This window comes from Billgrantia endophytica (assembly GCF_002879615.1).
GTDB classification, from domain to species: domain Bacteria; phylum Pseudomonadota; class Gammaproteobacteria; order Pseudomonadales; family Halomonadaceae; genus Halomonas; species Halomonas endophytica.
The window spans coordinates 38,251-51,758 of record NZ_PNRF01000046.1 but is presented as its reverse complement, the minus strand read 5'-3'; the positions used below and the strand labels follow the sequence as shown (position 1 = coordinate 51,758).

Annotated in this window: 8 protein-coding genes; 7 read left to right on the top strand and 1 reads right to left on the bottom strand. The window is 63.3% G+C overall.

What is annotated here, in order from left to right; translation table 11 throughout:
- Positions 1-75: 75 nt before the first annotated feature.
- Entirely contained in the window at positions 76-2,187 is a 2,112-nt protein-coding gene (locus C1H69_RS21690; protein WP_102655470.1) for a S9 family peptidase, read from the bottom strand.
- 83 nt (positions 2,188-2,270) lie between these two features.
- Between C1H69_RS21690 and C1H69_RS21685 the strand changes: the two genes are divergently transcribed.
- The 7 genes from C1H69_RS21685 (at position 2,271) to C1H69_RS21655 (ending at position 13,508) form a co-directional block, all read left to right on the top strand.
- Positions 2,271-2,717: a hypothetical protein gene (locus C1H69_RS21685; RefSeq protein ID WP_102655469.1), complete on the top strand. Its 447-nt coding sequence runs from the start codon at positions 2,271-2,273 to the stop codon at positions 2,715-2,717.
- A gap of 8 nt (positions 2,718-2,725) precedes the next feature.
- Positions 2,726-4,558: a VWA domain-containing protein gene (locus C1H69_RS21680; RefSeq protein ID WP_102655468.1), complete on the top strand. Its 1,833-nt coding sequence runs from the start codon at positions 2,726-2,728 to the stop codon at positions 4,556-4,558.
- On the top strand, positions 4,551-5,348 hold the full coding sequence (locus C1H69_RS21675) for a class II glutamine amidotransferase (RefSeq protein ID WP_102655467.1): 798 nt from the start codon (positions 4,551-4,553) through the stop codon (positions 5,346-5,348). Before C1H69_RS21680 ends, C1H69_RS21675 begins: the two co-directional genes overlap by 8 nt.
- A gap of 238 nt (positions 5,349-5,586) precedes the next feature.
- A complete protein-coding gene (locus C1H69_RS21670) occupies positions 5,587-7,266 on the top strand; it encodes an AMP-binding protein (protein WP_102655466.1) in 1,680 nt (559 codons plus the stop codon).
- A gap of 159 nt (positions 7,267-7,425) precedes the next feature.
- Positions 7,426-11,448 carry an ATP-dependent RNA helicase HrpA gene (gene hrpA, locus C1H69_RS21665; protein ID WP_102655501.1) on the top strand — a complete coding sequence of 1,341 codons (4,023 nt, stop codon included), beginning with the start codon at positions 7,426-7,428 and terminating at the stop codon, positions 11,446-11,448.
- 119 nt (positions 11,449-11,567) lie between these two features.
- Positions 11,568-12,689, top strand: a complete 1,122-nt coding sequence (locus C1H69_RS21660) for a beta-ketoacyl-ACP synthase III (protein ID WP_102655465.1) — start codon at positions 11,568-11,570, stop codon at positions 12,687-12,689.
- 39 nt (positions 12,690-12,728) lie between these two features.
- Positions 12,729-13,508, top strand: coding sequence for an MlaA family lipoprotein (locus C1H69_RS21655; protein ID WP_102655464.1), 780 nt, complete (start codon positions 12,729-12,731; stop codon positions 13,506-13,508).

Sequence of the window (13,508 nt, the reverse complement as noted above, 5' to 3'; positions counted from 1 at the left end):
TGGTTCACTGCGGCTCACCATGCTCCTGTCTCTCCATGCCTCAGGCTCCCTCCATGCCGGTGGCATACCGTCTTGCTATGGTTTCTCGATGGCCCTTTCTTCCACTCCCAGCGCCCACAGGATGAACGCGTCCTGGCGAGCACTGTCATGCCAGGCCTTGAACCTGCCCGAGGCGCCACCGTGGCCGGCTTCCATGTCCGTCCGCAGCAGCACGGGGCCGCGAGCGGAGCCGAGCTCGGTCAGGCGGGCATAGAGCTTGGCAGGCTCCCAATAGGGCACGCGTGAGTCATTCCAGCCTCCTTGCAGGAACAAGGGGGGATAGGGTTGGGCAGTCAGGTTGTCGAGTGGCGAATAGCCGAGAATCCTGTTTCGAACGTCCGGGTCCTCCGGGTTGCCCCATTCGGTGTACTCCGCGGTCGTCAGCGGCAGGTCGGGATTCTCCATGGTGCGCAGCACGTCGATGAAGGGAACGTCCAGTACGGCGGCACAGAACGCCTCGGGTTCAAGGTTCAGGCTGGCGCCTACCAGCAGGCCCCCGGCGCTGGCGCCATAGGCGGCAATGCGTCCACCATCGCTGAAACCCTGGTCGACCAGGGCGTCTCGGGCCGCCAGGAAGTCGCGAAAACTGTTTTCCTTGTGCTCCAGCTTGCCCGCCAGGTACCAGGGTTCTCCCCGGTCGCCTCCACCCCGTACATGGGCGACGGCGAAAGCCACGCCACGGCTCAGCAGCTCGAGGCGGGCGACGGAAAACCAGGGGTCGAGCACCTCGCCGTAGGCGCCATAGCCATAGAGCAGGGTAGGGAGCGGGTGGCCAGTCAGGTCGGCACGCATGACCACCGAAACGGGGATGCGTGCACCATCGTGTCCCCGCGCCCATAGTCGCTCGCAACAGAGGTCGTCAGGCTGCAGGTCGCCGTGGACCGGCTGGGTCTTGAGCAGCCGGCGTTCGCCACTATCCAGATCATGCTCGAGCCAGCGCACCGGCAGGACGAAGGACTCTTCGCGCAGACGCAGGCGGCGGCTGTCGAAATGGGGCATGTCACCCAGTGCCAGGCTGCAGGGGGCTTCGGGTAGTGGCAAGCGTTCGTCGCGCTCGATGGCATGTCCCGCATCGAATTCCACGACACGGATATGCACCTGGGCCTCGTGGTGGTCGCGCTCGGTGACCACCAGCCCCCAGGAGAAGGCGTCCACGCCCTCCAGGGTATCGTCGTCCCGGTGAGCGATCAGTGGCTGCCACCCTGCCTCTGGGGTGGCTTCATCCACCATGGCGAGGCAGAAGTGGGGGGCCTCGCGGTTATGCAGGATATAGAAATGGCCCGGACGGTGGTCCAGGGCATATTCCACACCCTTCTCGCGTGGGCGAAAGCAGTGTGGCGGCTGATCCGGCGCCTTGGCGGGGATCAGGTAGCATTCGCTGGTATCCTTGGAAGCGGTCTCGAGTACCAGCCACTCCCGCGAACGTGTCTTGCCCAGCCCGACCCAGAACTCGGCATCCCGCTCCTCCAGCACCCGTGTCGGCTCGCCAGCCGCGGGTCGGCCGGTACCATCGGTCATGACCGGCAGTCGCCAGACACTATCCGGGCGCAGGGTGGCATCGAAGCGGGTAAAGAACAGGGTGCGATTGTCTTCCGCCCAACTGAGCTCCGGCGCGATATCCTCGAGCAGCACCACGGGGTCGCCATCCGCAAGGCGCATGAGATAGAGCGTATAGCGCTCGTCGCCGCTGATGTCTTCGGTCCAGGCCAGCCACTCTTCGTCCGGTGACAGTGCCATGTCGCCCAGTTCGAGAAACGGTTGCCTTTCGGCACGGGCCTGCAGGTCGAGAAAGGGCGTTGCCGCCTCTGCATTACCGTTGGGATGACGCCACCATACCGGATAATCGGCGGCTGCCGCGGTTTCGCTCCAGTAGGTATAATGATCCAATGGTGTGCGCAGGCCGAGCACGCTCAGTTCCCGTCGCGCCAGGTGACCGTGATAGAGGCGCTCGGCAAGGCTGTCGAGTGGTGCCATCCAGTCGCGCGACTCCCTGTTCGCAGCCTCCAGGAAAGCGCTGACGTCCGGGTCCTCACGATCTTCCAGCCAGTGCCATTCGGGGTCATCGGCACGTCGGAAGCGGGCGACGGGTGATCGGGATTGGTTGGAAGATGACGAATCGAGCGCGTGGCGTGGCAGCTGTGCTTTCATTGGGTCGCGTGTACCATACTATAGATGATTTCCGTCCTGATCGGTCCGTCTATCAGCGGGCCGTCACGTTACCAGAGGTATCAATGTTCACTACCGATTCAATGCCCCTACTATGGCTGACCTATCTGGGTTTGTCGCTGTTGGTCCTCGTGGCCGGCTACCTGGGACTGGCTTTCCTGCCGCGCGTGCTGCGGTTGCCCATTGCCTGGGCGGTGGCGGGTGTTCTCTGGGTACCAACGCGCTTCAGGTTGCCACTGGTCGAAGAGGGTGAATTTTATACTGGCATGGCGCCGGCGGTAGTGGTGGCGACGGTCGCCATTCTCGAGCGGAACAGCTCGGTATTCACGTCATCGGCGCTTCTTGTGGCCGCTGGAGGGGGGCTGGGGCTGGCAGTCGGCTTGCTGCAGTGGCGGATGCTTCGTCCGGGCGCAGGGTATGGGGAAAAGAATGAAAAAAACGACAGGCGGAATGGCCGCGGCGCTGGGAAATCCCGCGAACCGCGAGAACGCCGGGAGCCGAATATCGGCTAGGGAGCCCCATGGGCAGGGTACAGAGTAGATGGCATTGGCTGGCAGGGTTGGTGGGACCTGCGTTGCTGTCGGGTAGCCTCTACGCTACCCCTTTGGCGGCAGAACACCCCGATATCAGGGTGATCATCGACGTATCCGGCAGCATGCGGCATAACGATCCGGAACAGCTGGCTGCCGATGCGCTTGAGCTGTTGGTCGAGTTGCTGCCCGGCGGTGCGTCGGCTGGGGTCTGGACCTTTGGCGAGAGGGTGGCCAACCCGCTGCCGCTGAGTCCGGTCAACGACGAATGGCGCGAGCGGGCCATGGGCATGACGTCGAAGCTGGTGGACTATGAACAGTTCACCGACATCGAGGCCGCCATACGCGCAGCGGCGGAGCCCGAGGCCGACGGCTGGCGTCATCTCGTGCTGTTGACCGACGGCATGATCGACCTGCCTCCCTGGCGTGGCAGTAAGCCGCAGATCGATCGCGGCTCGCGCCGAACCCTTCTGGAGGACATGGGACCTCGACTGGCCAATGACGGTGTCGCCATTCACGCGATTGCCTTTTCCGATGAGGCCGACCTGGACCTGGTGGAGCGCCTCGCCCGGCAGACGGGCGGCCTTTCCGCCCTCGTGGCTTCCCCCGACGCCCTGTTGGGCGCCTTTCTCAATATTGTCGATCGTGTCTATCCGGCCGATCGAGTACCCCTGACCGACTCGCGCTTTTTGATCGAACCCGGGCTGAAGGGATTTACCGCGCTGCTGTTTCGCGAAGAGGGTGCACCGACGCTGATTGCACCGGATGGCAGGCGCTTTACCGTGGAGGATCCACCGGATGGCGCCCGCTGGCGAAGCGAACCCCGCTATGACCTGATCCAGGTGCCGGACCCGATGCCCGGCCAGTGGCAAGTGGAAGGCGATGTGGGGCGTGAAAGCCGGATTACGATTTCCTCGCCGCTGACGCTGCAGAGCGCTGGCTTGCCGGGAACGCTCTATCTGGGCTTCGACGTGCCGGTCGAAGCCTGGCTTGCCAGGGATGGCGCGATGCTGGAGGAAGAGGCGCTTCCGGGCCATCTTCGAATTACCGCCGAGCTGCGTGACGAATCGGGGGCAACCCAGTCGGCAGCCATATTGACACCCCAGGAAGGGCGTTTTGTCGGGACGCTGCCGGCGCCGGCCCTGACGGGCACTGCCCAGCTTGTGTTGCGAGCCGAAGGGCAGGGGTTTCGACGGCAGCGCTCCCAGGCGGTGAACGTGATGCCCGCGGTCACGGCTCTCCATGACGAGGCGGGCGAGCGTGTCCTGCTGGCGGCCGAGCATCCTGCCCTGGATCATGACAACACCCGCCTGCACGGGCAGTTGCAAGGGGAACGGCTCGAGGCCCGGCCGCTGGATGAACGGCGCTGGGAGCTGGCGTTGCCTGAGCTGGACCGCGATCTCAGCCAACCGTTGCTATTGCGCGGCCAGGCCACCCTGAATGGCCAGACCCGCGAGCTTCGCCTGCCGCAACTCATGTTGTTCCCGGAAGGACCGACGGGCATCGACCGGGCCGAATTGCAGTCGACGCTGGATATCGAGCGTTTCCATGAAGAGCTGTCCCCCATTCGGGAGAGCCACTCTTCGCCAACGGTGACGGGGGTGGTCGAACGCTTCGTGGCGCTGGTCGACAAGCTACCGCAATTGGCGCAGGAGCGGTGGGACGACTGGCGGCCTGTCATTGACCGGCGGTTCAAGGACAGCGAACGCGATCCACTACTCTGGGGGGTAGGCCTCGTGGTCGTGCTGTGCCTGCTGGCTGTCGCCTGGAGCCGGCGCCACCGCCAGCCGCGGACCGCTCAACGGGAGGAGCCCCATGTGTGAGCTGTTGGGCATGAGCGCTAACGTGCCCACCGACATCTGCTTCAGCTTTACAGGCTTCCTGCACCGCGGCGGGGGCACCGGCCCGCATCGTGATGGCTGGGGAATCGCCTTCTACGAAGCCGGTGGTTACCGTGATTTCCGGGACCCCCACCCTTCGGTTCGATCACCGATCGCTAGACTGATCTGCGACTATCCGATCAAGTCCCATATCGCCCTCAGCCATATTCGCCAGGCCAACGTCGGTGAAGTGCGCCTGGCCAACACCCATCCCTTCACCCGGGAAATGTGGGGGCGTACCTGGTGCTATGCCCACAACGGCCAGCTTGAAGGCTGGCAGGCTCTGCCGCTGAGCTACTATCGTTCGGTGGGTGATACCGACAGCGAGCATGCCTTCTGCTGGCTACTGGGTGAATTACGCAGCCGTTTTCCCGCAGCCCCGTCGCAGGAGGAAGAGCAGAGGGAGGGGTTCTGGCGTCTCCTCCATCTCCTGTGCGAGCAGTTGCGCGGCATGGGCGTCTTCAATCTGCTGCTGGCCGATGGGGAGTACCTCTACACCTATTGTTCAACGAAGCTGGCCCACATCACCCGGCGGGCACCGTTCGGCAAGGCGGAGCTCTCCGATGCCGAGTTGACCGTGAACTTCGCGGAACATACGACTCCGGATGATATCGTTTCGGTGGTGGCGACCGAGCCGTTGACCAGTAATGAAGATTGGGTGCGCATGGTGCCGGGTGAGCTGTTGGTATGGCAGCACGGCAAGATCCAGGCCCGCTTTCTTGACGAAGCGTGAGCGTTGGCCCCCATGCGGCGTGGAAGGTCCGAACTTGCCTTTTCGTCGTTTCTTGCCCAGCTTTGGAAGAAGCAGTCCGCCACCAGGGAACGGATGTCCGTATCTATGAACGGCTGTTTAAATCGATCGTTTTACAGTGGCGCGGTGCCTGGTATATCGTAGGGGACTGCCCACAATAAAAAAACTGTCGAGCTCGATGATGAGCAACCGACGTCGATCATGCTGCGGAGATTAGCTGATGACTGAGCACGCCAACGCCCAGACCTTGAATGGACCCGAGCTCAAGGGCATGGAGGAATATCGATCGCTCATGGATGTGTTTCATGTGGCGGTCAAGCGGTTTGCTGATAACCCTGCTTTCACCTGCATGGGACAGACCCTCACCTTTGCCGAGCTGGATCGCCTTTCCGGTGACTTTGCGGCTTGGCTGCAGCACGAAACCGGCCTGCAACCCGGCGATCGTATCGCCATCCAGTTGCCCAACGTCCTGCAATTTCCGGTCGCGGTGTTCGGAGCCATGCGGGCAGGGCTGGTGGTGGTCAACACCAACCCGCTGTATACCGAGCGGGAGATGGCACATCAGTTCAAGGATTCCGGCGCCCGTGCGATCCTGATCCTGGCCAATATGGCCGATAAGCTCGAGAAGGTGCTGGATCGTGCCGATATCGAGCATGTGCTGGTCACCGAGTTGGGCGACCTGTATGGCTTCCCCAAGCGCTTCCTGATCAATGCCGTGGTCAAGTACGTCAAGAAAATGGTGCCGGCCTATTCGCTGCCCATGGCGATTTCATTCCGCAAGGCCATGAAGGATGGGGCCGCGCGCAACCATCGTGAGGTGGAGCGCGAAATGGATGACATCGCGGCGCTGCAATATACCGGTGGCACCACGGGCATGCCCAAGGGGACCATGCTGACGCACTGCAATCTGGTGGCCAACATGCTCCAGGCTCGCCAGGCGATCGGCCCAGGGCTCGAGGAGGGCAAGGAAGTCGTCATCGCCCCCCTGCCGGTCTATCACATCTACACGTTCACCGTGAACTGCCTGTTCCTGATGGAAACCGGCAATCACTCCATTCTCATCACCAACCCCCGCGACCTGGATAACTTCGTCAAGGAGCTGAAAGGGGTCCCGTTTACCGGCTTCATCGGGTTGAATACCCTGTTCAATGCCCTGTGCAATCGCGACGACTTCCGTAGTCTCGATTTCTCGAAGCTGCATCTGACCATTTCCGGTGGCATGGCTCTGACCAAGGCGGCAGCCCAGCGCTGGGAAGAGATCACCGGCTGCACCATTGCCGAGGGTTATGGCCTGACCGAAACGTCGCCCATCGTCAGCTTCAATCCCGTGGATGCCGTTCAACTGGGGACAATCGGCAAGCCGGTGGCCGGCACATCGGTGAAGACCGTCGATGCGGACGGCAACACCCAGCCTCTCGGTGAGCCGGGTGAATTGTGTGTCAAAGGCCCTCAGGTCATGAAGGGCTACTGGAACCTTGATGAAGAAACCGCCAAGGTGCTGACCGAGGATGGCTGGTTCCACACCGGCGATATCGCCGTGCTGCAGGATGACGGCTATATCAAGATCGTCGACCGCAAGAAGGACATGATTCTGGTTTCCGGCTTCAACGTCTATCCCAACGAGATCGAGGATGTCGTGGCAACACACCCCGGTATCGTGGAATCGGCTGCCGTTGGCGTACCGGACGAGAGCAGCGGTGAGGCGGTCAAGCTGTTCGTGGTGGCCAAGGACGACAGCCTGGACGAAAAGACCCTGCGTGAGTGGTGCAAGAAGGAGCTGGCCGCCTACAAGGTGCCAAGATTCGTCGAATTCCGCGATGAACTGCCGAAAACCAATGTTGGCAAGGTGCTGCGTCGACAGCTGCGCGATGAGGAGCCGTCCGGTACCGAGCAGTCGTGAGGCTCGGCTGAGAGGTTGCTTCTTGCGCGGTTGACGAGCGCAACGCCACGGGGCAACGCGGTCCCGCATTAGCCGTGGCCTCGTTGCCGGCGTTACAATGACCTGCCCGTTCCGTCTTGTACGGAGCGGGCAGGTTTTTTCCATTTGCGTGAGGATGTCGTGACCACCGCAACACGTTCAGATTCCAGCGCCGCCCCCCGCGATTCTGCCGAACTCGAGCGCCTGCGCCAGGCGCTCGGAGAGGTCATGCTGCGTGATCGTGCCGCCCTTGCACGTCGCCTGGGTGGGCTCGCCCACCGGGTGAAGGAGGGGAAGCCGGTGGATCGCGGGCTGGCCGAGATTGCCCGGGATATCGAACGTTCGGCTGGCCTGGTGGCCAGGCGTGCCGAACTGCCGGTCACGCTGGAATATCCCCCTTCGCTGCCGGTGGCGGAACGGCGAAAGGATATCCTCTCCGCGCTGGGCGACAGCCAGGTGATCGTGGTGGCTGGTGAAACGGGCTCCGGCAAGACGACCCAGCTCCCCAAGCTCTGCCTCGAGCTGGGGCTGGGGCGTCGTGGCCTGATTGGCCATACCCAGCCACGGCGGCTCGCGGCGCGCTCGGTGGCGACGCGCCTGGCCGAGGAGATGGCGGTACCGCTGGGGGAACAGGTCGGCTACCAGGTTCGCTTCACCGACCAGACCACCGATGCCACGCTGATCAAGCTGATGACCGACGGTATCCTGCTGGCGGAAACGCGAAACGACCCGGACCTGATGCGCTACGAGGCGATCATTATCGATGAGGCCCATGAGCGCAGCCTCAATATCGACTTCCTCCTCGGCTATTTGAAACGACTCCTGTCGCGTCGTCCCGACCTCAAGCTCATCATCACTTCCGCGACCATCGATGTGGCGCGTTTCGCCGAGCATTTCGCCCAGCCGGAACGTGACGGCGAGCCGCGGCCGGCGCCCGTGGTCGAAGTCTCGGGACGAACCTATCCGGTGGAGGTTCGCTATCGCCCGCTGGTTCGTGAGGCCGACGACGAGGCCGACCGCACCCTGCAGGAAGGTATCCTCCAGGCCGTTGAGGAGATCGAGAGTATCGAGCGCGAAAAGCGCTGGTTTCATGGGCCGCGCGACATCCTTGTCTTCCTGCCGGGGGAGCGGGAGATCCGCGAGGCCGCAGATACCCTGCGCCGGGCCGACCTCAAGGGCACCGATATCCTGCCGCTCTATGCCAGGCTCTCCAACGCCGAGCAGAACCGGGTCTTCACCCCTCATGCCGGGCGGCGCATCGTGCTGGCCACCAATGTGGCCGAAACCTCCCTCACCGTGCCCGGTGTCCGCTACGTCGTCGACCCGGGGCTGGTGCGCATCAGCCGCTACAGCTACAGGTCGAAGATTCAGCGCCTGCCGGTCGAACCGATCAGCCGGGCCAGCGCCGACCAGCGCAAGGGGCGCTGTGGCCGCGTGGCGGAGGGCGTGTGCATCCGGCTCTACGACGAGGAAGACTTCCTGTCACGACCCGAGTTCACCGACCCGGAGATCCGGCGCACCAACCTGGCTTCGGTGATTCTCTCGATGTTGTCGCTGAAGTTGGGCGATATCGAAGCCTTTCCTTTCGTCGACCCGCCCGATGCGCGTTTCATCAAGGACGGCTTCCGGCTGCTGTTCGAACTGGGCGCGGTGGATTCGTCCAACCGCCTGACGCCGATGGGGCGAAAACTCGCCCGGCTCCCCATCGACCCGCGGCTGGCGCGGATGGTGCTGGCCGGGGCGGAACAGGGAGGGCTACGCGAGGTGCTGATCGTGGTTTCCGCGCTGGCGGTTCAGGATCCTCGCGATCGGCCGGCCGACAAGCGCGAGGCCGCCGACCAGGCTCACCGTCGCTGGCAGGATCCGGACTCCGATTTCGTGGCGCTGCTCAATCTGTGGAATGGTTTCGAGGCCGCGCGTGATGAGCTGTCCGGCAACCGCCTGCGCCGCTGGTGTCGGGACCACTACCTGAATTACCTGCGTCTGCGTGAGTGGCACGATACCTTCCGTCAGCTGCGCCAGTTGCTGCGTGACATGGATATCGACGTGCCGCCGCCCGTGTCGCTTCCCAAGGGCGATGGCGAAAGTGACTCAGGCCAGGAGAGGGCGCGTCGCGAGAGTGCCGTGCAACTGCACAAGGCGCTGCTGCCCGGGCTGCTGTCTCATCTCGGGCTGCTCACCGAGAACCGGGAGTACCTGGGTGCACGCAACCGCAAGTTCTTCATTCATCCGGGCTCGGGGCTGGCGAAAAGATCACCCAAGTGGCTGATGGCCTTCGAACTGGTGGAAACGACCAAGCTCTTCGCACGAACGGTGGCGAAGGTCGAACCGCAGTGGATCGAGCCGCTGGCCGGGCATCTGGTCAAGCGCACCTACAGCGAACCCCGCTGGGAGATGAAGCGAGCCCAGGTGGTGGCCAATGAGCAGGTCACCCTCTTCGGGCTTCCCATCGTCGCCGGGCGCAAGGTTCATTACGGGCCGATTGCACCGCAGGAGTCCCGTGAGCTATTCATTCGCCGGGCCCTGGTCGAGGGGGAGTTTCGCACCAAGGGTGAGTTCTTCGACTACAATCGCGCCCTGGTCGAGGAAGTCGAGGACCTGGAGGACCGGGCGCGCAAACGAGATATTCTGGTCGATGAAGAAACGCTCCATGACTTCTATGAGACACGCCTTCCCGCGGACATCCACAACGGCAAGGGATTCGAACACTGGCGCAGGAGTGCCGAGCGTGACGATCCTGCCATTCTCAAGTTCGACCGTGCGGCATTGTTGGCCCGGGAAGCCGATGATGTCACCCAGGCTCAGTACCCGGATGAGCTGGTGCTCAATGGGGTGCGCTATCCGCTGAGCTATCGCTTCGAGCCAGGCGCTCCCGATGACGGTGTCACCCTGACGGTGCCGGCGGCCATGCTGCCACAGCTGTCGCTGGCGCGACTGGAGTGGCTGGTGCCAGGCCTGTTGCGGGACAAGTGCATCGCACTGCTCAAGTCGCTGCCAAAGGCGATTCGACGCCAGGTGGTGCCGATACCCGATTGGGTCGATGCGGCCCTCGAGTCACTGGCACCGGATGACGTGCCGCTGACGAAGGCACTGGGTGAGTTCCTTCGCCGCAAGACGGGGGTTCGCCTCCACCCTGACGACTGGCGAAGCGATCAGCTTGAGCCGCATCTGGTGATGAACCTGAAAGTGGTGGACCACCAGGGCCGTGAGCTCGGCCAGGGGCGGGATGCCCGGGAACTCGAGCGCCGCTTCGAGGCAGCCGCGGGGGAGGGCGCCCGGGCGCTGGCCGCTGAAGCCGGCTCCGAGGCGACGGTGGGCGACCTGCCCGAGACGCCGTTACCGGAGTCCAGGGTGACGACACAGGCCGGGATACGTGTCGAGGCCTATCCGGCGCTGGTGCCGAAGGACGATGCCTTTCGCGTCGAGCTTTTCGACCATCCCGGCAAGGCGACTCAGGCTCACCGGCGCGGGGTGGCGCGGCTTGCCATGGCGCGTTTGCCGAACCAGGTAAGGGCCATCGAGCGGCTCGGCGGGCTCGATGCCTGCGCGCTGCTCTTTGCCAAGGTGGGAAGCCGGCGTCAGCTCGTCGAGGATGTGACGGAAGCCGTCTTTACCCAAGTGCTGGCCACGACGCCGCTCCCTCGTTCACGCGGCGCGCTGGAGGCTCGTATCGCCAGCCATGCCGAGTCTCTCGTTCCACGGGGCGAGGCCATGGTGGCTACCCTGCGGTCGGCTCTCGAAGGGCACCTGGTGGTCACCAAGGCCTTGAAGGGGAATCTCAGCCTGGCATTGGCGCTGGTGTACAGTGATATCAAGAATCAGATGCAGCGCCTGGTACATCCGGGGTTCGTCGGCGAAGCTGGTGAATGGCTCGACCAGTACCCGCGCTACATGGAGGCGGCAGTGATACGTCTGGAGAAGGCGCCGCGCGAGCGCATGCGCGACCAGATGCACATGCAGCAGGTCCAGGATTTCGAGGCGCGCCTGGCGGCACGACGAGAAAGCCAGCGGCGTGGAGGGCATGAGGATCCCGAACTGGTCGAATTTGGCTGGTGGATAGAAGAGCTGCGGGTCTCGCTGTTTGCCCAGCAGCTCGGAACCCTCATGCCCGTTTCGACCAAGCGGCTGGAGCGGCGCTGGAACGAACTGATCGGGCCAGGCTGAGTCGACAGGTGGGGCCGAGCATGCTGCGGGACATGAACCGACCATGAAGAACCGGATAGCGGCCCAGTCGATGTCCGGCGGAGAACAAGCGGCCGACGGCCGCACGTAAGGAGAGCACCATGACAGACGTCGTGATCACCGGTACAGGACTCTTCACACCGGAACACGCCATCGACAATGACGCCCTGGTAGCGGCATTCAATACCTGGGTCGATGCGGAGAATGCCCGCCATGCCTCGGCCATCGAGGCAGGCGACATGGCACCGCTGGCCCATTCCAGCACCGAATTCATTGTCAAGGCTTCGGGCATTCACAGCCGCTATGTCATGGATGCCGAGGGGATTCTCGACCCCGGCCGCATGCGCCCACACCTGCCCCGGCGTGGCAATGACGAACACTCCATCCAGTGCGAGATGGGGCTTGCCGCGGCCCGCCAGGCGCTTGCGACCGCGAATGTCGAGGCCGCCGATATCGAGATGGTCATCGTCGCCTGTTCCAACCTGGAGCGCCCCTACCCGGCGGTATCCGTGGAGTTGCAGGCGGCACTGGGGGCCGCGGGCTATGCCTTCGACATGAACGTGGCCTGCTCCTCGGCAACCTTTGCCATCGAAATGGCCACCAATGCCATTCGCTCCGGAAGCGTGACGCGCGCGCTGGTGGTCAGTCCGGAGATCTGCTCGGCGCATCTCAATTTCCGGGACCGCGACAGCCACTTCATCTTTGGCGATGCCTGCACGGCCGTCGTGCTGGAGAATGCCGGGGTCGCGACGGCGGAGAGGCGTTTCGAGATTCTCGGTACGCGCCTGGTCACGCGCTTCTCCAACGCGATTCGCAACAATGCCGGCTTCCTCAATCGGGTCACCGACAGCGACCCGCAGTCGGTGGACAAGCTGTTCGTCCAGGAGGGGCGGCGCGTGTTCAAGGAGGTCTGCCCCATGGTGGCGGCGTTGATCACCGACCACCTGGCCAGTCTCGAACTGGCTGGCGAGGATCTCTCGCGCATGTGGCTGCACCAGGCCAATCGCCATATGAATGACCTGATCGCCCGCCGGGTACTGGGACGTGAGCCTGGGGCAGAGCAGGCGCCGATCATCCTCGATCGCTATGCGAATACCAGCTCTGCGGGCTCGATCATTGCGTTTCACCTGCATCATCACGACCTGGCTCCGGATGCGCTAGGGGTGGTCTGCTCCTTCGGAGCGGGATACAGTGCCGGCTGCGTGGTGGTGCGTCGTCAATGAAGCAACCACAAACCGTGACGGTGAGGGGAGACACTTTCGATGGCCTATGAGCGAACCGGCTCCATCAGCCGAATCCTGGGCGCCTTTATGGCAGTCGCCATGCTGGCGGGTTGTGCCGGTAATATCCCGGTCGAGGACCGCCACCCGGATGATCCCTGGGAGGGTTTCAATCGCCAGGTGTTCGCCTTCAACGAGGTGGTGGACCGAGCGGTGCTGAAGCCGGTGTCTCGAGGCTATCGAACCGTCACGCCACAGCCGGTACAGACCGGGGTGGGGAACTTCTTCTCCAACCTGGGCGAGATACGTACGGTCATCAACAGTCTGCTGCAGGGCAAGCCCGGTAATGCCGGCATTGCCACCTCGCGCTTCCTGATCAATACCACGGTCGGAATCGGCGGTCTCTGGGATTTCGCGACCCATATGGAGATCACCGGTCGCGACGAGGATTTCGGCCAGACACTGGGTGTCTGGGGGCTCACCGAAGGGCCCTATCTGGTGCTGCCCTTCCTGGGGCCCAGCACGGTGCGCGATACGGCCGGATTGCCACTTGACGCCTATACTTACCCCCTTACTCATGTAGAAGACGACAAGGTACGCTACGGGTTGACGGCGCTACGCATCGTGGATATTCGTGCCGGTTTCCTGGACCAGGAAGAGCTCATTCGAGGGGATCGCTACGTCTTCATTCGTGATGCCTACCTCCAGAGACGACGCTTCGAAGTCAGCGATGGGGAACTGGGCGACGACCCGTTTACCAGCGATGACTACGATTTCGATTTCGACGACACGGATTTCGACGATTCTGATTTCGCCGATTGA